We start from the raw sequence: 20,422 nt of genomic DNA, 5'->3' as shown, positions 1-20,422 counted from the left end.
AAAATAATGCTTTGCTTATATTTATTAGGACAGAAACATAGGGAATTGATACTAAATAATTTCCTGATCGGCCATACTGTAGAACTGCGTATTGGTAATGATGAGGTGATCAAGGATGGGAGTATCCATCAGCATACCTGCTTCAACCAGTTTTTTGGTCACAGCGACATCTTCTTTACTGGGCTGACAATTACCTGAGGGGGTGATTGTGGGCAAGAATGATGTAGGCCGCTTTCATTTTGAGTGCCTTTTCAAAGATGATTTTAGGATCAACGGTTGTACTGGCCTGTCCGCCTTTACTAATCATATGTGTACAAGTCACAAAATTAGCTTTATTTAAAAGCAGCATCCAGAATTCTTCGTGATCCAAATCAGCGAGCGTAGGCCGCAGCAAATCAAAAGCATCATTGGAAGAGTGGATCTGTTGTAACTTAGCAGGGGCTTGCTCCCTTCTGCGACGGCCAAGTTCAAGTGCAGCGATAATAGACAGCGCTTTAGCCTCACCGATCCCCTTAAACATGGTAAGATCCTCAACAGACGTCCTGCCTAATACATCAAGATCATTGTTATAATTACAAAGGATTCGCTGACCAACTTGTACAGACGTCTCAGTTCTGTGCCCTGAGCCTATTAGAATGGCAATTAACTCTGCATTTGACAAATGTCTTCTGCCATTCAGAATTAATTTTTCACGTGGACGCTCTGCCAGTGTTAAAGATTTAATATTCAAATTTTGTTCATATTTTACCATAAACAAAAAAACGGCATAAGCCAAAGCCTATCCCGTTTACAATATTGTAAAGTTATTACTATTTTAAGCCGTTAACAAATTTAGTTAACTTTGATTTGTTGTTTGCAGCTTTGTTTTTGTGAATAACGTTTTTCTTAGCTAAACGATCTAACATAGAAATCACTTTAGGCAATAACTCCTGACCTGATTTTTTATCTACAGATGCACGTAATCTTTTAACAAAAGTACGAGTAGTTTTTGCTTGGTATCTGTTACGTAAACGTTTAGTAGCGTTTGCTCTGATTCTTTTTAAAGATGATTTATGATTTGCCATTTTTTAGTATAATAATATTTTTTTTATATGTAAAGGTCTGATAACTAAAACAAACCTTGTTTATCCTTTTTCGGACTGCAAATATAGAACTTATGTTTTTAATATGCAAAACGATATCACAAATATTTTAAATAATAATATTTGATTATAGGGTAATATGATGTAGAGGGGGCTAAAGGAGCTAGGCTTCGGGCATTAGGTGATAATCAAAAAAGCCTCCAAAAATATTATTTAGTTTTTGAATATGTATTTCATCAGCAACCTGTCATTCCTAATATACTACAATCTTAAAGTTTACAGAATTTTTCTTTTAAACACTTTCTAGAAAAAATTAGGTAAATTTGTTATTGGATTAAAAGAAAAATACTATGATCGCTGTAGAATTATCATTTAGACAATTAATAGATGCGGTGAAACAACTATCACCTGCTGAAAAGCTGGAACTCAATGAGGTAATATGGGCTGAAGATGTAACGATTCCAATAGAGCACCAGAATATAGTAAATGATCGGATTTCTGAGTACAAGGCCAATCCTGAAATTTTACTGGATTGGAATCTTGCTTCAAAAAAGCTTAAATCATAAATGCCATCTTACAAAATTAAGGTCTTTCCTGATGCTCTAAACGATATTCAAAAGGCAACAGACTGGTATAATTACCAATCATATGGTTTAGGAACACGTTTTCAGAAACAAGTTATAAAGCAGATCAATAAGTTAAATAACACTTTTGAGATCTATACCATGCGTTACAACAATGTGAGATGTATGGTGATTAAGAAATTCCCCTTAAGTTTATAACCCAATAAAAACCGCCACATTGGGCAGTTTCAAGTATTACCAATTAAATATTATTCTATTTTACCTAGCATCTGAGCAATTATTGATATATGCTCTCTTATTTTTTACTTTTTGTAAGTTTTCTGCTTTTTTTTCAGAACCGCCGATTCCAAGTAAAGGAACATAACCATAACACTCATCGAATTCTAAAGCTCCTAATCTAACTTTTGCAGGTGAATAATTCTCGTTTTTAAATTCGATTTTAAGGAATGAATCATCACATAGCCTTTTTTTTTAAAAAATCTACCAAAATTACTAGAATTGACTATTGCGTATTTGCCATGTCTAAAATCAACTAAACGTATAGCATCACCACCCATGCAACAAAGTCACCAAGGCCAGTAACTGCAAAAACTATTTCTTTATTATTTTCAGTATTATATCCTTCATTTAAAATCGGCTGGTAAATCTCTGGATTGACTAACTTAAGGTACCCATCCATATAAATACCAAACCCGTATTCCCGCCAGAATTTGACCAATTCAGCCGGAAATTTATCTTTATAGTTATCAATTACCTGCTTCACTGGTTTTTCGGTAACGCTAAAATCTGGGTATGTTTTAAAGAATTTGTTAAACATTTTATTATTTCTCCATACCGATCTTTGTCCATTCGTCTATGACAGGCCACACTTCAATATTTAATTTTGGGGCTTTTGTATGCCACCAAATAAAACCAGAGTTTCTGTCTTTACTTTCTATATCTATAGATGCAAAATCTCCCAATCCATTATTAAAAAAACCGACACAATTGTCTAACTTAAAAGGTAGTGTATTAACATCTATATCATCTAATATACCCCAGTCTAAATCTCCCAGAATTATGACATCTTCTATTGGAGATAAACCACTCGATTGAGATGCAAAATATACCCAGCCGTTATGTAAATTATCATAAATATCTGTGAATGTATTAGGGATCTTATTCCATATTGATTTTATGTTTTCAGGTATCTGTTTATCTAATGGATTTTTGCCTTCATAATAGACAACATTACCGGACTTATTTTTGACAGAATAGAGTAAAGAATAATTATTATTGTTAAAAATCAATTCAACCTCAGTTAAGTTTATTTTTAAATAACTGATGGTAGATTGGTACTGATAATTATACTTACTCCATTCTCCAAATAAGATATTCTTCCTTAGTTCAAAATCATCCGTTAACAAAAGTTTATTCCAATATTCAGGTAGAGTATTCTTGATGTCTACAGTTAAAGAATTAATATCAACAAGCTTAATATCTCTTGAATATTTCTGTAAATACGCCATTTTTTCCATAAGATAAATATATATTATTTTTTTATTCAACGCAAATTAAGGCTATTTAAATTATCAATTTGCTGTTGTAATTGACCTTCTATCTGTGCTTCTCTTTGTATCATTTCATTTCTAAAAACCGGGTCAACATCAATTCCTTTGCTTTTATGTCTAAGCCACTCTTGATAGGTTTTACTACCCTTTGAACAATTTGCAGATTCACTTAGCCCTATAAAATTGTCTGGATTGTTTAACACTTGCAATTGTTGCTCTTTGGTTAACTCCCCAAACCCCTCCATTTTAGTGATTTTGTCCATAGGCACAATATGATCTGCATGCAATCTCTTAGTTATCTGTAGACCTGGTAAAACAGGGTCCGCCATCGGAAGCTGTACCCCTTCATTTACTAAATCCCTAATTTCTTGGGTTGGCGTTTCATCTCTAAGCTCATCATATAGTTCATCAGAAATACGTCGCTCCCCATATCTTGGCCCTTCAGGTTCGGCCTCAAATGTCGCATGCTCTCCCTGCTGACCTTCAGTAGTTTCATTATTAATATTAGGATCCCTAACAACTTCCTCCCCATCTTGTACCGGTTCTCCATCTTGTGCCGGAGCCTCTTCCCCTTTACCCTTTCCCTTCCCTTTAGCCTCTTCCGCCGCTTTATGAACAGGAGAAAGCAACAAAGCCAATCCCGTAACATCCTGCCACGTTCCCTGCCATTCAAATGCACCAGTTTCAGGATTATGGAAAGTCGTCAGATTATTAACAGAATGGTACATACCCGTTTCCATTCCAAAAACACCCTTACCTGCAGCGCCCCAGCCTGACTCTCCTGTACTACCATAATGTGTTAATCCAGATTGAGCAGCTGTAAGCCCTCTTAGTCCTACCGCAGCCGCAGCTGTAGTATAAGCGGTAGATGCACTGGCACCTGCACCTGCATACCCAAATGAAGCTCCAATATTCCGAAGAACATTCATGGGAGCACTCTTTGCAAACTGCAAAGCTGCCTGACCAAGCCCCCTGGCTCCACCCGAAGCAAAAAAAGCACCGGCCCCACCACTTAGCGCAGCTCCGCCCATACCAATGGCAGCACCAGCCATCATACCTTCCATTAATCCGCCAATATAATTACCCGCACCCAAAGCAATAGCCTGGCTCCAGTTCTTAATTTGCGGGTCAAAAGTGATTACACCTCCTACTATACAAGTCATCGTACAATCTCCAGTGATCTGGCGCACCCCCTGTACAGCAGTCATCCTGCTTTTTGGTACTTCTACCCATTTTCTTCCTTTGGCGGCTGTCTGACCACATAATAACGCGCCGACCACCGCACCCCATGCCGCTCCGGCCAAACCAGCCAATGCTCCAAGTGCTATAAGTGCTGCTCCGCCGGTACCAACAATCATAGCCGCGATTACAACAGCAGCAGCAGCTATAATCGCATAAATAAGCATGGCTTTTTTACAGCTAAAATCTATCCAGCTGCTGGTAGACGTATCTTTAATCGTAATATACTTTTCTCCCGAGCTCTTCTTTGCCGTTGTTTGGTAGATTGAAGCTGGGCTGGCATATTACCTTCAGTACATTTCCAAAAGTCCTTTTCCGTAATTCTTTTATGCCCCATTATTTATACTTTTTGAATGGTCTGTTTACGTTTTATAAATCCCATGCCTAACCTTTCACCATGTCTGACTATTTTAAGCCCCAGGCTCAAAACATCTACAGTTTCACCAATATTCCTAGGTTCTTTACCCGAGAATTTGATCAGAACATTAGTACTCTTTCCCTGATCAGCTAATTTTTCGGTAAAAACGCCAAATTGAAGTGTACAGATGCCGAGACGTAAAGTAGTTTGACTTAGAATTTTTATTGGTGCTCCTAATTTGTTCTCCATAGCCTGATTATCTAATTTTAAACACCTTCTAAAAAAACTTAAATTTCGAACCCGTTTCTTTCTTTTCCTCTTCCACTAAAACAGAAGACTGCTTACTACTTTCCACAGGTTTAATTATTATTCCAGAATCGCTTTTAAGAACGTACCTCAATTGTTGTACAATTTCTTCTCATCAGCTATTTCAATCTTGCTGGTTTCCGCTTCCTGTATTCTTCCGGTTTGATAATCCAGAACCCTTGTTTCTTCCTGCACCAATACAGTCTTCAGATTTTTGATATCAATTTTAGTTGCGAACTGATTATATGCCTCCTGATAAAATTTGGAATTCAAAGCCATAGTAGGGACAGCTTTAGTCGTTACAGTAAGTGAACCGATACCATTTACAGGAGGTAACGGAACAGAGCTATTGATTGAAAGTGTCCAATCCATCTCTACAGTGTTAAAAATGTTAGTCCCTTTAAAACTTGTTTTTACGGGCAAATACACACCATATATCTGTCCAAAATACACACGTAAAAACTCATTCGCCTGTGCGGCAACTTTTACCTTTTCAGGACTGGTGAAAATCGCATCATTCAAAGAAATCGCATTTTTTAAGTCGTCATTTCCAGCGATATGTTTTTCCATTTCTACTTTAGTCTGCTCCCATTTGGATAAAATCAAATCATTATTCAGTACCTGTAATATTGTCCCCTTCTCATCTAATAACAAATGGAGTTCACTATACATTCTCCCAAATACCTGGCTAATTTGTGCAACCTCTCTTACCATGGGATTGTTAGCTTCCAATAGCACGTTATCCAATTGAATTAGCCTGATCTCTATGCGGTTATTTTCAACTTTTAATACATTGAAATCATATCTCAACTGTACAGTAGAGGTTACAAATACATCTACACCATTAACTTCAGATTCTATTCTGATAGTGTATTGTTCATGAAATGGCTGTTTGATGAGTATTTTAGAATCTTTCATCCTATATTAATTAATAAAAACATCACCCATATCAATTTTTGTATCACCCCCGTGATATGATTTCTTACCCGACATCGTATTGTTTGTGCCCGTAATCGTATTATTCGTTGAAGTAATAGTCATATCCTTTGTATTGATATTGGTCGCATCACCATTAATATCAATTTTCGCAGATTTCCATCTTTCTTCTTCGCAATCTCGATTTCAGAAGCATGTATAGTAATTTTATCCTTCTCCAATGTAATCGCCGCAGTACCATTTGTTAAAACCACAGTCTGGCTTGAAGTAACCGTAACCTTATTCTGGCCATCCACAACAATATGATTACCTCCGGTTTTATCTTTTATCGTTATTCCACCGCCATCATTCAACTGAACAGTATGCCCGCTTTTTGAAGTCAGACTTTTACTGTTATTACTGGCACTGCCACCAGTTCCACTTTTCCCATGAAATACACTGCCCATCACTATAGGCCTGGCAATATTCCCTTCTTCAAAAGCAACCACCACCTGGTCACCAACTTCAGGAATAAACACAAAACCTCTGTTTTTACTTACTTTATCACTGCTCCCTGCATCAGGAGTCATTACCCTCAGCCATTCCGTAACATCATTTACCTGACAGGCCCATTTAAACTTGACTTTTATACGGCCATGTCCCTGAGGGTCATTATTATCTACCACATCTGCCAGTTGCATATCAGCAAATGGCTTCTGCATTTGTCGCACCTGGAGTTTCTCACTATCAGCTGATACCCCTTCAAAAGTATGATGATAATGACCGATACCATCAATCTCATGATGTATAGCTGTAACAACGAATCTTCCAAAGTCCTCTACCTGAAAGTCAAGTCCATTATGCATACTTGTACTGATATCCACAATTTTCCCTATCCCTACTTTCGCATTATCTCCCCTGCCAGAAATACTGACCAATCCCGACACCAAAGCTTTATGCTCATCATTCACAAAAGTGTCAATCTCACTTTGAGAGTTAACCCTGACACCTAAAGGCAGGTTAAACCGTTTACTAAAAACATCATTAGAAGCAGAAATTGCGTGCGAGACATCCGAGAGGCTGGAACTTGCTGCCGAAGGCTGGGCACTCAGCAACTCATCCTGCTGAGAATGATAAGCGAATTTCTTATAATTCAGCGGAGCGATTTGCATCCCATACTGTAAACTTTGAAGATCACGCCCATAGATCAGTGCAATTTCTTCCTGTTTATCAGGCTTACCAAAATGCAGCACATGGCCATCATAATAGAACCATTCATGGTATTCTGCCGAAAGCCTGTTAATGAAATCAAAATCACTTTCTTTATATTGTATGATATAATCAATGGTAGCACTGTTGCCCGGATTGATTTGAAAATCAAGATCATTCTGTGGCGTATCATTTGTTGCCTGCTGCAGGATTGTCTTCAGATTTTTACCTAAATAAGATCCCAGATCCGGCCCTCTGTCCAACAAAATATCAGGACTATAACCAGTAACGACAATATCTCCCCTGAAACCATGAGTTTGAGCAATCTCTACTTTAGTAATTATTCCTGTAAAAAGAGTCCCCGACTCTCCCAATCGCCCAAATTGTATTGTCAGATTTTTTCCTATAAACCCTTTAGACTTTGCAAGCGTAATCCCGCCAGTTTCTTCAATCTGGTCGTGATTAATACGAAGTTCGAAAGTATGATGTTCGTTGAAACGCTGATCCAGCGTAAAACGGCTGAAATGCGTTATAGCCACCTGCTCAATGCTGATGTCTACTACTAATTTATTTACCATAACGTAGATTTGAATCGTTAAAGTAAGCCGGAAGACAAAAATGCTTCCGGCTTACTCAGTTTAGCCTATTCTCTTTAAGCTTTTGGCCAATCATTGGTATGCTCAGCATTACCAATCTTAAGTTTACGGGCAGACACCACGAAACTTAAAGTCATTGGGGTGTTGTCATTTACAGCAATCCCCTCATTGTACTGGATGATGTAACCATCTTCAAAATGCAATTCTTTCATCTTTGCATCTTCTTCACCCTTTTTGAAAACAATTGTACCTGCCTGCGGCTTGTACTGATTGTTAACCATTGATTCAATCACCGAAGTATCTTCAGTTGATTCAATTTCAAGGTGAATAGTTCCACCATAAACCCCTGATGAAGGACGTCCCTTTGCGTCTACATCTCTGTTTAATGAATAGCTGCACTGCAGCACATCGAATTCTTTCGACCCTAGAGTCAATCTGGTTTTAAATGCCATGATAATTTTCTTTAAATGTTAAACTTCCTTAATTTGAATTACGCCTTTGGCCAGTCATTGACATGCTCGGCATTGCCCGCTTTTAATTTGCGTGCAGAGATCTGGAATTTGAGTGTCATCGGATTTGCGCCGGTGATGTTAATTCCTTCGGTATATTTCACAATATACCCGTCTTCAAAATGAACTTCCTTCATCTTCGCATCTTCTTCTGATTTTTTAATCAGCAGCGTGCCAGCTAAAGGTTTGTACTGGTTGTTTACCATTGCTTCGATGACAGAAGTGTCTTCAGTAGATTCGAGTTCGATATCGATTGTTCCACCATAAACACCGGAAGAGGGTCTTCCTTTTGCATCTACATCACGGTTTAGAGAATAGGCACAGTGAAGCACATCGTACTCCTTGCCCGAAAAGTTTAATCTTGCTTTGAAAGCCATAACTTTTAGTTTTAGGGTTATTATTTGATTACCTTTTTAAATAACGACAAAAATTCTGCCACTATCCACTAATAATCAGACTAATACACATGAAAATTAAAAAACAGCTATTGAAACACATTGAACATATACTATCTGGAAATTAAAATTTCAAAATTCTAAGAGACGACACCTACTGTATTCATTTTCAGTCATATTAAAACAATATAACGTCCAAAATAAGTAACATACTCCAAACAGATCAAGGCTTTTTCGCCAGACTATTTATCCATTCCCTTATTAGTTTCACTCCCTCTTTATGTACAACAGTTCTGGCAAGCTCTGGCATTGCAGTCCCCGGCTCAGCGCTATTCATCCGATAAAGTAATATAGAATGGTCTGCATCACCCGGAATCACGTCATAATCAAGCCCTCCCGCTCCGCCTCCGGCAGAAACCGGAGCTTTTTTCATTCCCAGATGATCAGGGATTTTCTGCTCATACTCCAAAAAAACAAACCCGTATTATAAGCGTCTCCGCCTTTAGTATGGCAATGTGCACAGTTGATATCCAGATAAGCCCTTGCCCGTTGTGTTAAGCTAAAGTGTTTTGAATCTGCCCAGTTTGGCAGCTGTTCAACATTTGCAATTGCTGGCAGCCCGGTTAAAACTCCTTTTCGCGCTAAAGCCTGCAGCTGATTTTCCTTTTCACCAGGAATGATAAAATTCATGTTCCTTGCTTTAGGACCGATCGGAATGAGCACATCGTCTTTAATATGGCACCTTTTACAATCATTCGTATTAGGCACCTGATAATTAGTAAATATCTTTTTGTTATCATTATCTAATAAGGTGATAGGAACTTTCCCTCCGGTGATATGTTTAACTGCTTCTGTCTGCTCCTTATTCCACAGATAGTTCATTACCTTCCAGCTTTTATCTTTCGGATCTTTGACCAGTAAGCGGGTTTCAATCATTACATGCTGATGAGCTGTATTGATATAAGCGAAATTCTTATGATAATTGTAGAATCCGGGAAGTCCAGCACTCCTTTAGCAGTATATTTAATCACTTTCCCTTTCGGCAATACAATAAACCTCTTTTTAACTGCATAATCAGTAAATAATGGCGTACTGAGCTCATAGGCCAGCACACCATCCCGGGGGTTGAGCGTATTTAGTTTATCTTTAAAAAATCCATATTCAGATAGTTTGTCTTTGAATTGAAACTCTTCTTTTCCTGACTGACCTGTATTTTGAACCGATTTATTTTGACAGCCCTGCTCACCCACAACTGATAATAAGAGTGCGAAAAGGAGCAAACTGCTAAAAATATAAGTTTTGCGCATTTGATATCATTTGATTAAGGTACCTTCTATTTAAATTTATCACTCAGCGTAACCCTGACTTAATGCCCCTTAGCCGGTACATCACAACTAAACGGTTTCATATTCGTATCAGGCTTCCAGTTCTGAACATGAGCTATATTCAGAAAATCAGCATTAACAAACACATTATTATCACCAGCTTGCCTGATACAAATCGAGTCCGGATTCAGGGCGGTGCCCTTTGTTAGTATATTACTCGAAATCCCATCATACATGATAAAGGGTATCCGTTTATTTTTCCTCGATGGATCAAGCCTGTTCAACTGCTGTTCAATAGCTATCAGAGTTTTCCCGATACGATGTTCATAAGCAGGCTTAGGAAAAGCAGCCCCCATGGCAATCGTATTGCTATGAATATTGATGTTTTTAGGAATAGGGAAATAATTGGCATTGATCTTTTCACCTGCTTTAGCATCAACAGCAAAACCTGAGGCTATCATAATAGCCGAAGAGTTATTATTAATAATACGGTTATGATGAATCTCAATATCAGAAGCTGCTAATATGATAATTCCAGAACCTGGAGAAGCATTTCCTACGCCCCAGGTAGTCCCAAAACTTCCGGATTTCGCGAAATTCCTGAAATTATTATCATGGATATAATTATTATACGCCTTCACATGTCCTCCTCTTTTAGAAAGATCAGGTAAGTCAAAAACAAGGAAACCCGCTGTATTATTATAAAATTCATTGTCATAGACCTGTGCGTGAGAGGTATTTTCAATTTCACAACCAGCTACATTTTTAGCTGCCTTACACATCCTTACAATAGCACTATCAGTTTGTCCTACATAAATCCCTGCATCCGAAGATCCTTCTGTATAGCAATTCTCAATTAATACATTTTTACACATTACCGGGTAAATGGCATATCCTCCGCTTGTAGAATCAGCTTTGCTCCATACCGCATGAAGATTACTAATTACTACATCACGGCTCTTGTTAATTTTCAGCAGATCCCCTTTAGAATCTTTGATTGTCATCCCATCAATCGTAAAATGCTTCACATTCGTTACTCTGATCCCCTCTCCTCCCTGACTTTGCTGCGAAAAATCAAGAATGGTTTGAGCATATCCTTCTCCCTGTATCATAATATGATTTACCTGGGCTATACTTAAGTTATCAAACTTATATCAACCCTGCCTTCAGCAAGATCCTGGTGCTATCTTTTATAGCTAAAAAAGCTTCAGCGATTTTCGCCTCTTCGCCAGGTTTAAAACTCAGGTTTATTTTATATTCATCTTTAGGAACTGAAGGACTGGTACAGGAGAACAGGAAAGTAATCCCCACCAGTAAAATGAGAAAGGTTATTGGAAATAGATGTTTCATAGCAGTTGATTTAAAATATTTATCTTTTTATAACACGTTATAAGCATAGGTCATATAATACACTCCACCAATATTCGGATTGGCAACTCCTGTAGAATAGTATTTATTGGTAATATTGGTAGCTCCAAGTTTTATCGCCGAACGGGCTTTAATCAATTTATAACTTACCTGTGCATCAATCACAGCAGAAGAAGGTACCTGACCTTCAGCCAGACCTCCTGTTACTACATAAAAATAACCCGGTTTATAGCGCAGCGCAGTACTGAAAGACCAGACCTCCTTTTTACCAAAGCCGCTATTCCCGAACTCCATGTTGATATGATAACTTGGTGTATTGAAATTATTAACCTGCGTGTTATTCTTATTTTTCAAATGATCTGAAAAATAATTGATCTTCGCCATGAAATTATGTGATAAGTCAACGCTGACACTCGCTGCATAACCATAGGTATTTACAGTTTGTCCGCCATTAAAAGCAATATTATACTGAACATACGTACTATGATCCTTAAAAGCATTCACATCATCTGTACCCGGCGTATTTGCGACATTCGCATAGCCAATAAAGTTCTTCCAGGTCGAGAAATATCCCAACACATCAAACAGCACCCTTTTCCCGATCAGCGCAGCATACCCCAGTTCAAAAGCATTTACAGACTGAGGTTTAATATCACTGTATGCAAATTTCTTTAAGACAGTAGCATCGCCCGATTGCTGATAAGCAGAGACACTTTCCAGCGTATAAGGCGGGTTTTTATCAAAATGATAAGTATCATTCAATAAAAAAGAAGAACCACCGGAAGCATAACTGTTATATCCGTTAAGGGTATTCTGTAAAGCCTGAATATTTGAAGGAAAACTATAAGCATTCTGATAAGAGAACCTGATAAAATTCTCTTTTGCGACCTCATAAACCAAAGAAGCCCTGGAAGTCACTTTAGGAGAAGAAAACAAAGTATTTTTATCATACCTGAAGGAAGTACTGATATTCAGCCTGTCATTAGCCAGCTTTTTCCCCAGCTGTAGATATGCACTATATTCTTTAACATGAATAGGCTTATCCTTATCAGGGAAAAGTGTGTTTTTACTATCTAAACTATACAACCTCCAGTTTACACCGGCAATTACACTCATAAACTTAACGAGCTCCGAGAAATTATACTGCCCCTCCGCATTGTACAGTTTACTGCGATCTAAAAACAGTGTTCCACCCTCAGAAATTGGTGTACTGGTAATCTTATCTTTTAATTCGTTAAATCCTGGGCTTCCAGGCGCTACCCTACCCTGATCAGCAAAGGCTCTGGCAGCAAGATGCGCATCGTTTAAAGCTGCCCCACCCGCCAATGCACCTAACAATGCAGCAGTGTATTCCGGATACCAGCCACCTGTACCACCGTCATAACTTGTTTTCCAGGCTTCATTGATGTACTGAGCAGTTGGGCCGGCAATAATTGTATGCCCTGAATTCTCCTGTGTAGTGTATCCCCGTACAAACCATTTGTCACTTTTCAACTCCACTCTATATTGCCCTACTTTAAAGTCTTTGAGCTGATAACGGGTATCATTGGTATAAACGACATTACCAGTGCCATAAGTCCCGGATAAAATTGCCTCTAGTTTAGGATTGATCTTATACCTGATTTCGGCATTGAGTTTAAGCATCCTGGCTTTATTATCCAGATAACCATATTCAGGATAACCCGTTCTGGAAATATAATTGGGCTTAGCCAATAACGGATCAATAATAGGAGCTAAGGCAGGGTTTCCTGCCAAAGCGCCCTGCAAAAAAGGGTTAATATCAGTGAGCTAGCACCCCCATAATAATTTACCCCATTATAATTTGGATCAGTGAATCTTGTTCCGGTTCCATTTTTATTGGTAGAATCTGTCGCTACCCAATCCTTAGCCTGTGTATACTGCGCATTAATTTTAAACGCCAGCTTTTCATTGATCTTTTTCGCATAGCGGATAGTCCAGTCATAATAAGGTGAGGCACCCACAGGATCTTTGCTGTTATTCCCACCAACATGGTTAATTCCCTGCGTAATCAGCACACTTAAACCCTGGTATTTAAACGGATTTTTACCTGACATAACCATTGTACCATTCAATCCTCTTGAACCATATAATGCAGAGGATGCCCCAGAAAGTATTTCAATATTATCGACATCAAGCTGTGTTAAACTGATTGCAGAACCCAGAGGAAAATTAAGCCCCGGTGCCTGGTTATCCATTCCATCCACTATTTGCGTGAAATTTGTGTTCCCGCTGGTATTAAATCCCCTGGTTGATATACTGGTAAAACGATACTGGACACCGTTACATCCACCCCTTTTAAACCCTGTATCATATCCATATAATTGAGCTGAGGCGAGCCGGAAATTTCCTTGCTGTTGATCTGTTCAATAGTAACCGGAGAGGATAGTTTTTTTTTTCTGTACTACACGACTGGCAGATACGACAACTTCCTGTCCTAATATCGAAGTCGGTTTAAGTGTGATTTCAATTACAGCACCGAAATTCGGTACCGGTACTTCTTTAGTTTCAAAACCAATTGAAGAAACAATTAATGTGATTGGAAGTTTCTTTTTCACAGTCAGCTGAAATCGTCCACGGTCATCTGAATACGTTCCTTCAGTTGAATTTTTCACATGAATAGATACGGCGTAGGCAGGTTCTTGTGTGACCTCGTTTTTGAGGATTCCTCTAATGACCTGCGCCTTTAAATCAGCAAAAATAAAAATTGAGAATAGCAGAAAGCATAACACATTTTTTTTCATGCTCAGATAATTTAGGATTAGATTTGGTTAGGTGCAATATAAATCACCTCACCATCAATCCTATGCATTACAACCCATTTTGGGATGAAGTACCGCTATTATGGGGTGAATGGGAAAGCCGCAAATTGCTTTTGATAAGAGGCTGATACCGGAATATGCAGATCTGGCAAAACGTCAAATTGCAACAGGTAACCTTTGGGTGTTTTCCGGGAAGACGAAACGTGTTTTACATTGATCGCATACGATCGGTGAACCCTGATCAGACCAGAATAATTACACCTCTCTTCAATCTTTTTCAGCGTAGTCCTTACCAGTTCTTTTTTCACCTGGCCACCCAGCAAATAATAAACATCTACATAATTGTCTTCTGATTTAAAAAACAATAAATGATCAGGATGCAGTGTTAAGATCACCTTCCCCTTTTCATCTTCTATAGGCATGTTATCAGAAAGCGGTCTGGAATCTTTCAACTTTAAGAGGAACCGGGCCAGCTGATGTTTTTGCAGGGCGAACAAAACAAGCAGAGAGAAACTATGTAAGGAATAATCGCGATTAGTAAAGTATACTTAAAGGTGATCAGGTAATAGTCTATGGTTAAATCGGGGTGTTTATTAAGCAGCCAGTCAATTGCTAACATGACTGTCGATAAAATCATGATTTCCCCAATTACCCACAAAATATACTGCGAACAGGTCAGTATTTTCAAATGCAACCATTCTCTTAAGCCGTACTGAGTAAAAACAAGGGTTAAAGCCCCGAAGATTGAAAAAATACAGATGATCTCAAATAATGATACCTGGCTTAAATCATACCATTTATTGATATTAAAAGGAACGAATGTATCCATAAAAAGAAGACTGAAAACAAAGGTTATCAGAATAAATATGTTCTTCTCCCTTGGAGTCTGCAATAAAGAAAAACGACTTTCCAAAGCCATTTTAAAAATAGAACTAACCCTAAAAGATGTGATTACAGACATGAGGCATGGTTAAATAAAGACATTCAATTTAATCATTTTTTAGGTTAACTGTCATTGCTTTTTAAAATTTATATATCAGTACCGAACAGCTGATTCGAAACGGTAACCAGGTAAACTAATCTCAGTACAGGACAGAAGTGTAAGGTATCTATGTTGGGAAGGGGTTGGTAAGGCCAATGGCCTTACCAACCCCTTCCCAACATAGATACCTTACACATACTGAACACACTCTGGCCATAACTCTCTTATTATCTTTTCATAAATCAGGTTAAACCCTGAAAATTAATCGATAACTTAACGTTCTCTTAACAACAACAATAAGGTGATGACACAGATAATTAACACTGTTTTTGACGCTCAGCAAAAGAATAAGTACTCACTCAGACTGAGTACCGCTACTGAGCGGATTGATAAATTACACTTATTGAAATCAACCATAATAGAGTACGAAGAAGAAATCTATGCTGCTTTACAAACTGATTTGAGAAAAAGCAAATTTGAAGCTGCGGTAACCGAATTGATCTTCACTTACAGCGAAATAGATTTTGCAATTAAGAATCTGAGAAGCTGGATGAATCCCAAATATGCGGGGAAAAGTATTGCAAGTTTACTCGCCAAAAACAGGATCTATTACGAACCAAAAGGCGTTTGTTTGATTATCTCTCCCTGGAATTACCCGTTTCAGTTAATGATGGCCCCTTTAACCTCAGCTATTGCTGCTGGCAATTGTGCCATCTTAAAGCCTTCAGAATTCAGCGCTGCCACCAGTGCTGTAATTGCGAAAATCATTAGGAAAGTCTTTAATAAAGACGAAGTAGCCTGTTTTGAAGGAGATGAATCTGTTTCTAAAGTTTTATTGGAACTTCCATTTGATCACATTTTCTTTACAGGCAGTACGGCCGTCGGGAAAATAGTGATGAAAGCAGCAGCAGAACACCTCACTTCAGTTACACTGGAACTGGGTGGAAAATCGCCGGTTATTATTGATGAGACCGCAAAAATTAAAAATGCAGCAACAAAAGTAGCCTGGGGTAAACTAATTAATGCAGGGCAAACCTGTATCGCTCCTGACTATGTATTTGTACACGAATCCAGAATCGAAGAATTTATAGCTTTTTATAAATCAGCGGCACAGGACATGTTCCTGAATAAAAATGGACAGGCCAACGAATCAACCTATGCAAAGATTATCAACCTCAGACATTTCGACCGTTTAACCTCACTGATTAAAGATGCGGTAAATAAAGGTGCTGAAATTGCCTGGGGAGGAGACACTGTGATACTGGAACACACTATTAATCCTACAATACTGCGAAACGTTGATTTTGACAGTAAAATCATGCAGGAAGAGATATTTGGCCCGGTTTTACCTGTAATCCCGTTTACGAACATTGATACTGCTATCCGAATGATCAATGAAAAAAGTAAGCCACTGGCGATGTATATTTTTAGCGAAAGCAAGTCTAATATTAAACATCTGTTAAAAAGTACAAGTTCAGGCGGAGCGTGTATAAATGATGTACTGATCCATATTTCCAACCCAAATTTACATTTGGCGGAGTCAATGGAAGCGGAACAGGTAGTTGTCACGGTATTTTTGGCTTCAAAGCATTTTCACATGAGCGGTCAGTAGTATTTCAATCATCAGTGAATATGTCAGGAATGATTTATCCTCCTTATGATAAAAAGGGATGGGTATTAAAAATGCTGGAGAAACTAATGTGATAATAAGTGTGTTACGTTAAAAAATGAATATATTCTCATTAAACCCTTTCATTCAATACTCAAAATACTATTTTTGACAAAAAACCACTTTATATGGATTCAGCTACACAAACAGCTTGAATACAAATAAAAAACACACACATGAAAAAACGTATAGCAATCTTTGCCTCCGGTTCGGGTTCCAATGCCCAGAAAATTATGGAACTGTTCAAACACAGTCCTGAAGTAGAAATTGCACTGGTATTAACCAATAACCCTGATGCATACGTTTTACAGCGTGCAGATAATTTTGAAATCCCATCACATATTTTTGACAGAAAAGAATTCTCTATCAGACCGATTCTATTATTGATCTGTTAAAAAACCTTGATATAGACCTGATTGTCCTTGCTGGTTTCCTTTGGCTGATCCCTAAAAACCTGATTGCAGAATATCCAGGCCGCATTATCAATATCCATCCTGCTATCCTTCCTAAATTTGGCGGAAAAGGAATGTACGGAGATCATGTACACAAAGCAGTATTAGCAGCAGGCGAAACAGAAGGTGGCATCACTATTCATTACGTAAATGAAAATTATGATGAAGGAGAATATGTCTACCAGGCGAAATATAAAATTGATAAAGATGACAATTTGGAAATGGTAAAATTCAAGGGACAACAGCTTGAACACCAACATTATCCCAGGATTGTGGAGAGTATTTTGAAAAAGATAAAAAAATAAGATGTTTTTTTTTCATTTCTCTCTAAAATTTATCGCTTAAAAATCATAATTTTGCGGCTCAAAAATCACACCCAATGAGTCAACAAATAAAGATCAAAAAACGAATCTCAGTATATTACAAAGACGGTCTAGAACCACTTGTTCGCTTGCTTGCACAGCAAGGTGTTCAATTGTTTTCTACAGGTGGAACAGAACAGTTCATTAAAGACTTGAATTTACCTGTTACAGCTGTTGAAGATCTGACCGGTTATCCCTCTATTTTAGGCGGAAGGGTTAAAACGTTGCATCCAAAAGTATTTGGTGGTATCTTAAACCGCAGAAACTTAAAGGAAGACAAGGCACAGATTGCAGCATATGAAATTCCTGAAATCGACCTGGTTATCGTTGATTTATATCCATTCGAAGAAACACTTAAAGCTGGTGGTTCTGAAGAGGAAATTATTGAAAAAATTGACATTGGCGGTATTTCCCTGATCAGGGCTGCTGCAAAGAACTTTAATGATGTAGTTATTTTAGCATCAAAAGACGATTATTCAACTTTACAACAACAATTAGAAGAACAAAACGGAGAAACATCTTTAGCACAGCGTAAAGCTTATGCTAAAAAAGCATTCCATACTTCTTCTCACTACGATACAGCAATCTTCAATTACTTCAACACAGAAGAGCCGCTTACTTTATTCAAACAAAGTATCAATACAGCAAAAACTCTTCGTTACGGAGAAAATCCACATCAGCAAGGTGTTTTTTATGGTGACCTGGATGAAATGTTCACTAAATTAAACGGAAAAGAACTTTCTTACAATAATTTGGTTGATGTTGACGCAGCTGTTAGCCTGATCGATGAATTTATTGAGCCTACTTTCGCTATTTTAAAACATACTAACGCTTGTGGCATTGCTTCGAGAGAAACAATCGGACAAGCATGGGATGATGCACTGGCTTGTGATCCGGTATCTGCTTTTGGTGGTGTATTAATTGCAAACCGTGAAATTGACCTGGCTACAGCTACAGAAATCAACAAGTTATTCTTCGAAGTTTTAATTGCCCCTTCTTATGAGTCAGCAGCGGTTGAATTGTTCAAAGCGAAAAAGAACAGAGTAATTTTGCAGCGTAATCATGTTGAATTAGGTAAAAAACAATTCAAGACTTTATTGAACGGAGTAATTGAGCAGGATAAAGATTTAATCATCGAAGGACCTGATCAAATGGTTACTGTAACTGAAAAATCACCTTCAGCTGCTGAGCTAAAAGATCTTTTCTTCGCAAATAAAATTGTGAAACATACTAAATCGAACACAATTGTGTTTGTTAAGAACAACACTTTACTGGCGAGTGGTGTTGGGCAGACTTCAAGAGTTGATGCTTTGAAACAGGCAATTGTGAAAGCGGATGCTTTCAACTTTAGCTTAATCGGATCGGTAATGGCTTCAGATGCCTTTTTCCCGTTCCCTGACTGTGTTGAAATTGCTGCTGATGCAGGTATTACAGCTGTACTTCAACCAGGCGGTTCAATTAAAGATGCGGATTCGGTTAACAAAGCAAACGAAAAAGGTATCGCAATGGTAACCACTGGCATCAGACATTTCAAGCACTAATTTTTTAGCTGCGCGAATACAATAAAAAGACGTAGTTTTACATTAAATAGTATACAAGAATTTTTAATACTTAACTTATCACCTATAAATGGGTTTATTTAACTGGTTCACACAAGAGGTTGCCATCGATTTAGGCACCGCCAACACCCTGATAATACACAATGATAAAGTGGTTGTTGATGAGCCTTCAATAGTTGCTTTTGACAGACAAACAAATAAAATTATCGCAATAGGCCGTCAGGCGATGCAGATGGAGGGTAAAACCCATGATAACATCCGTACCGTGAGGCCACTAAAAGATGGTGTTATCGCCGACTTTAACGCTGCTGAAGCTATGATCAAAGGTATGATCCGTATGCTTAACGGTGGAAAAGGCTGGATGTTCCCTTCTTTAAGAATGGTAATCTGTATTCCATCAGGAATTACTGAAGTTGAAAAACGTGCAGTAAGAGATTCGGCAGAAATTGCCGGAGCTAAAGAAGTTTACTTAATTCACGAGCCAATGGCAGCTGCTGTAGGTATCGGAATTGACGTAGAAGAGCCGATGGGTAACATGATCATCGATATAGGTGGTGGTACTACTACTGATCGCTGTAATTGCGCTTTCTGGTATCGTATGTGATCAGTCTATCCGCGTTGCGGGAGATAACTTTGATTCAGATATCGTAAATTACATCCGCCGTCAGCATAACATTATGATTGGTGACCGTACAGCTGAGAAAATCAAAATTGAAGTTGGTGCTGCTTTACCTGAATTATCTGATCCACCCGCAGATTTCGCTGTACAGGGAAGAGATTTAATGACAGGCGTACCAAAACAGATTACTGTTTCTTATACTGAAATTGCTCATTGTCTTGACAAGTCTATATCTAAAATTGAAGAAGCAATTCTGAAAGCATTAGAGATTACTCCTCCGGAACTTTCTGCAGATATTTACCAGACTGGTATTTACCTGACAGGTGGTGGTGCGTTATTACGCGGACTGGACAAACGCGTGGCAGCTAAGACTAAACTTCCGGTACACGTAGCTGAAGATCCTTTACGTGCCGTTGTTCGTGGTACAGGTATCGCACTGAAAAATATTGGTGGCTATAAGTTTTTAATGCAATAAATTAATCATCACATACAGCATAAAAATGTGAGCAGCTTCAAAACTGCTCACATTTTATCATTAAAATAAAGATGAGGGCTGTATTTCA

Annotated in this window: 23 protein-coding genes and 5 pseudogenes; 6 read left to right on the top strand and 22 right to left on the bottom strand. The window is 38.2% G+C overall.

The features are described from left to right. Window positions 1–51: 51 nt before the first annotated feature. The 3 genes from ACWYN3_RS34050 to rpsT form a co-directional block, all read right to left on the bottom strand. Window positions 52–162, bottom strand: a complete 111-nt coding sequence (locus tag ACWYN3_RS34050; protein ID WP_456218194.1) for a JAB domain-containing protein — start codon at window positions 160–162, stop codon at window positions 52–54. Between the two features lie 28 nt (window positions 163–190). After that, window positions 191–730, bottom strand: a complete 540-nt coding sequence (locus ACWYN3_RS34045; RefSeq protein ID WP_456218193.1) for a JAB domain-containing protein — start codon at window positions 728–730, stop codon at window positions 191–193. Between the two features lie 79 nt (window positions 731–809). Then, the gene (gene rpsT, locus ACWYN3_RS34040) at window positions 810–1,064 is read right to left on the bottom strand and encodes a 30S ribosomal protein S20 (RefSeq protein WP_041878275.1); all 255 of its coding nucleotides are present in this window, start codon (window positions 1,062–1,064) and stop codon (window positions 810–812) included. 368 nt (window positions 1,065–1,432) lie between these two features. Here rpsT and ACWYN3_RS34035 point away from each other — a divergent pair, with 368 nt between their 5' ends. Further along, entirely contained in the window at window positions 1,433–1,648 is a 216-nt protein-coding gene (locus ACWYN3_RS34035; RefSeq protein ID WP_456218192.1) for an addiction module protein, read from the top strand. Further along, window positions 1,649–1,864 carry a hypothetical protein gene (locus ACWYN3_RS34030; protein WP_456218191.1) on the top strand — a complete coding sequence of 72 codons (216 nt, stop codon included), beginning with the start codon at window positions 1,649–1,651 and terminating at the stop codon, window positions 1,862–1,864. It abuts the gene before it with no gap. A gap of 60 nt (window positions 1,865–1,924) precedes the next feature. Here ACWYN3_RS34030 and ACWYN3_RS34025 read toward each other — a convergent pair. From ACWYN3_RS34025 to ACWYN3_RS33935, 19 genes and pseudogenes are all read right to left on the bottom strand, one after another. Further along, window positions 1,925–2,113, bottom strand: a pseudogene (locus ACWYN3_RS34025) (T6SS immunity protein Tdi1 domain-containing protein); the annotation flags it as partial. An 85-nt stretch (window positions 2,114–2,198) separates the two neighbouring features. Further along, a complete protein-coding gene (locus ACWYN3_RS34020; protein ID WP_456218190.1) occupies window positions 2,199–2,483 on the bottom strand; it encodes a GAD-like domain-containing protein in 285 nt (94 codons plus the stop codon). A 4-nt stretch (window positions 2,484–2,487) separates the two neighbouring features. Next, entirely contained in the window at window positions 2,488–3,183 is a 696-nt protein-coding gene (locus ACWYN3_RS34015) for a hypothetical protein (RefSeq protein ID WP_456218189.1), read from the bottom strand. A 26-nt stretch (window positions 3,184–3,209) separates the two neighbouring features. Then, on the bottom strand, window positions 3,210–4,622 hold the full coding sequence (locus ACWYN3_RS34010) for a hypothetical protein (protein WP_456218188.1): 1,413 nt from the start codon (window positions 4,620–4,622) through the stop codon (window positions 3,210–3,212). Between the two features lie 173 nt (window positions 4,623–4,795). Further along, entirely contained in the window at window positions 4,796–5,062 is a 267-nt protein-coding gene (locus ACWYN3_RS34005) for a hypothetical protein (RefSeq protein WP_456218187.1), read from the bottom strand. Between the two features lie 147 nt (window positions 5,063–5,209). Beyond that, window positions 5,210–6,037, bottom strand: a complete 828-nt coding sequence (locus ACWYN3_RS34000) for a hypothetical protein (RefSeq protein ID WP_456218186.1) — start codon at window positions 6,035–6,037, stop codon at window positions 5,210–5,212. Between the two features lie 119 nt (window positions 6,038–6,156). Next, complete coding sequence (locus ACWYN3_RS33995) at window positions 6,157–7,821, bottom strand: type VI secretion system Vgr family protein (RefSeq protein WP_456218185.1); 1,665 nt, start codon at window positions 7,819–7,821, stop codon at window positions 6,157–6,159. 74 nt (window positions 7,822–7,895) lie between these two features. Continuing rightward, window positions 7,896–8,291 (bottom strand): type VI secretion system tube protein TssD, encoded by a 396-nt coding sequence (gene tssD / locus ACWYN3_RS33990; protein ID WP_041878824.1) that lies wholly within the window; start codon window positions 8,289–8,291, stop codon window positions 7,896–7,898. A 38-nt stretch (window positions 8,292–8,329) separates the two neighbouring features. Then, complete coding sequence (gene tssD, locus ACWYN3_RS33985) at window positions 8,330–8,725, bottom strand: type VI secretion system tube protein TssD (RefSeq protein ID WP_456218184.1); 396 nt, start codon at window positions 8,723–8,725, stop codon at window positions 8,330–8,332. A gap of 241 nt (window positions 8,726–8,966) precedes the next feature. Next, entirely contained in the window at window positions 8,967–9,176 is a 210-nt protein-coding gene (locus ACWYN3_RS33980) for a hypothetical protein (RefSeq protein ID WP_456218183.1), read from the bottom strand. Then, window positions 9,173–9,679 carry a hypothetical protein gene (locus ACWYN3_RS33975; RefSeq protein ID WP_456218182.1) on the bottom strand — a complete coding sequence of 169 codons (507 nt, stop codon included), beginning with the start codon at window positions 9,677–9,679 and terminating at the stop codon, window positions 9,173–9,175. Before ACWYN3_RS33975 ends, ACWYN3_RS33980 begins: the two co-directional genes overlap by 4 nt. Next, a complete protein-coding gene (locus ACWYN3_RS33970; protein WP_456218181.1) occupies window positions 9,679–10,050 on the bottom strand; it encodes a hypothetical protein in 372 nt (123 codons plus the stop codon). Before ACWYN3_RS33970 ends, ACWYN3_RS33975 begins: the two co-directional genes overlap by 1 nt. A 59-nt stretch (window positions 10,051–10,109) precedes the next feature. Next, window positions 10,110–11,207: pseudogene (locus tag ACWYN3_RS33965) on the bottom strand (parallel beta-helix domain-containing protein); the annotation flags it as partial. Between the two features lie 10 nt (window positions 11,208–11,217). After that, complete coding sequence (locus tag ACWYN3_RS33960; protein ID WP_456218180.1) at window positions 11,218–11,418, bottom strand: hypothetical protein; 201 nt, start codon at window positions 11,416–11,418, stop codon at window positions 11,218–11,220. Window positions 11,419–11,445: 27 nt separating this feature from the next. Next, entirely contained in the window at window positions 11,446–13,191 is a 1,746-nt protein-coding gene (locus ACWYN3_RS33955) for a hypothetical protein (RefSeq protein WP_456218179.1), read from the bottom strand. Beyond that, window positions 13,170–13,724: pseudogene (locus ACWYN3_RS33950) on the bottom strand (TonB-dependent receptor); the annotation flags it as partial. The gene ACWYN3_RS33955 and the pseudogene ACWYN3_RS33950, both read right to left, overlap by 22 nt. Before the next feature lie 96 nt (window positions 13,725–13,820). After that, a complete protein-coding gene (locus ACWYN3_RS33945; protein ID WP_456218178.1) occupies window positions 13,821–14,198 on the bottom strand; it encodes a carboxypeptidase-like regulatory domain-containing protein in 378 nt (125 codons plus the stop codon). A gap of 98 nt (window positions 14,199–14,296) precedes the next feature. After that, window positions 14,297–14,638, bottom strand: a complete 342-nt coding sequence (locus tag ACWYN3_RS33940) for a LytTR family DNA-binding domain-containing protein (RefSeq protein ID WP_456218177.1) — start codon at window positions 14,636–14,638, stop codon at window positions 14,297–14,299. 32 nt (window positions 14,639–14,670) lie between these two features. Next, the gene (locus tag ACWYN3_RS33935) at window positions 14,671–15,177 is read right to left on the bottom strand and encodes a hypothetical protein (protein WP_456218176.1); all 507 of its coding nucleotides are present in this window, start codon (window positions 15,175–15,177) and stop codon (window positions 14,671–14,673) included. Between the two features lie 325 nt (window positions 15,178–15,502). Between ACWYN3_RS33935 and ACWYN3_RS33930 the strand changes: the two genes are divergently transcribed. The 4 genes and pseudogenes from ACWYN3_RS33930 to ACWYN3_RS33915 all read left to right on the top strand — a co-directional run bounded on the left by ACWYN3_RS33930 (window position 15,503) and on the right by ACWYN3_RS33915 (window position 20,334). Continuing rightward, window positions 15,503–16,810, top strand: coding sequence for an aldehyde dehydrogenase family protein (locus ACWYN3_RS33930; RefSeq protein WP_456218175.1), 1,308 nt, complete (start codon window positions 15,503–15,505; stop codon window positions 16,808–16,810). Between the two features lie 233 nt (window positions 16,811–17,043). Further along, a pseudogene (gene purN, locus ACWYN3_RS33925) lies at window positions 17,044–17,624 on the top strand (phosphoribosylglycinamide formyltransferase). A 74-nt stretch (window positions 17,625–17,698) separates the two neighbouring features. After that, window positions 17,699–19,222: a bifunctional phosphoribosylaminoimidazolecarboxamide formyltransferase/IMP cyclohydrolase gene (gene purH / locus ACWYN3_RS33920; RefSeq protein ID WP_456218174.1), complete on the top strand. Its 1,524-nt coding sequence runs from the start codon at window positions 17,699–17,701 to the stop codon at window positions 19,220–19,222. Window positions 19,223–19,310: 88 nt separating this feature from the next. Then, a pseudogene (locus ACWYN3_RS33915) lies at window positions 19,311–20,334 on the top strand (rod shape-determining protein). The last annotated feature ends 88 nt before the right edge of the window (window positions 20,335–20,422 follow it).

It is taken from the genome of Pedobacter sp. NJ-S-72, assembly GCF_053890575.1.
Note: the sequence above shows the minus strand (reverse complement) of the source record. Positions and strands in the feature narration are given on the sequence as shown.

Coding starts and splice junctions, on each gene's coding strand:
- ACWYN3_RS33980 (WP_456218183.1), bottom strand. CDS start 9,176: ATGAAAAAAGCTCCGGTTTCTGCCGGAGGCGGAGCGGGAGGGCTTGAT.
- ACWYN3_RS33975 (WP_456218182.1), bottom strand. CDS start 9,679: ATGATTGAAACCCGCTTACTGGTCAAAGATCCGAAAGATAAAAGCTGG.
- tssD (WP_456218184.1), bottom strand. CDS start 8,725: ATGGCTTTCAAAGCAAGATTAAACTTTTCGGGCAAGGAGTACGATGTG.
- rpsT (WP_041878275.1), bottom strand. CDS start 1,064: ATGGCAAATCATAAATCATCTTTAAAAAGAATCAGAGCAAACGCTACT.
- ACWYN3_RS33930 (WP_456218175.1), top strand. CDS start 15,503: ATGACACAGATAATTAACACTGTTTTTGACGCTCAGCAAAAGAATAAG.
- ACWYN3_RS33945 (WP_456218178.1), bottom strand. CDS start 14,198: ATGAAAAAAAATGTGTTATGCTTTCTGCTATTCTCAATTTTTATTTTT.
- ACWYN3_RS34015 (WP_456218189.1), bottom strand. CDS start 3,183: ATGGAAAAAATGGCGTATTTACAGAAATATTCAAGAGATATTAAGCTT.
- ACWYN3_RS34030 (WP_456218191.1), top strand. CDS start 1,649: ATGCCATCTTACAAAATTAAGGTCTTTCCTGATGCTCTAAACGATATT.
- ACWYN3_RS33970 (WP_456218181.1), bottom strand. CDS start 10,050: ATGCGCAAAACTTATATTTTTAGCAGTTTGCTCCTTTTCGCACTCTTA.
- ACWYN3_RS34010 (WP_456218188.1), bottom strand. CDS start 4,622: ATGCTTATTTATGCGATTATAGCTGCTGCTGCTGTTGTAATCGCGGCT.
- ACWYN3_RS33995 (WP_456218185.1), bottom strand. CDS start 7,821: ATGGTAAATAAATTAGTAGTAGACATCAGCATTGAGCAGGTGGCTATA.
- ACWYN3_RS33940 (WP_456218177.1), bottom strand. CDS start 14,638: ATGCCTATAGAAGATGAAAAGGGGAAGGTGATCTTAACACTGCATCCT.
- ACWYN3_RS33960 (WP_456218180.1), bottom strand. CDS start 11,418: ATGAAACATCTATTTCCAATAACCTTTCTCATTTTACTGGTGGGGATT.
- ACWYN3_RS34020 (WP_456218190.1), bottom strand. CDS start 2,483: ATGTTTAACAAATTCTTTAAAACATACCCAGATTTTAGCGTTACCGAA.
- ACWYN3_RS33935 (WP_456218176.1), bottom strand. CDS start 15,177: ATGTCTGTAATCACATCTTTTAGGGTTAGTTCTATTTTTAAAATGGCT.
- purH (WP_456218174.1), top strand. CDS start 17,699: ATGAGTCAACAAATAAAGATCAAAAAACGAATCTCAGTATATTACAAA.
- ACWYN3_RS34005 (WP_456218187.1), bottom strand. CDS start 5,062: ATGGAGAACAAATTAGGAGCACCAATAAAAATTCTAAGTCAAACTACT.
- ACWYN3_RS34000 (WP_456218186.1), bottom strand. CDS start 6,037: ATGAAAGATTCTAAAATACTCATCAAACAGCCATTTCATGAACAATAC.
- ACWYN3_RS34035 (WP_456218192.1), top strand. CDS start 1,433: ATGATCGCTGTAGAATTATCATTTAGACAATTAATAGATGCGGTGAAA.
- tssD (WP_041878824.1), bottom strand. CDS start 8,291: ATGGCATTTAAAACCAGATTGACTCTAGGGTCGAAAGAATTCGATGTG.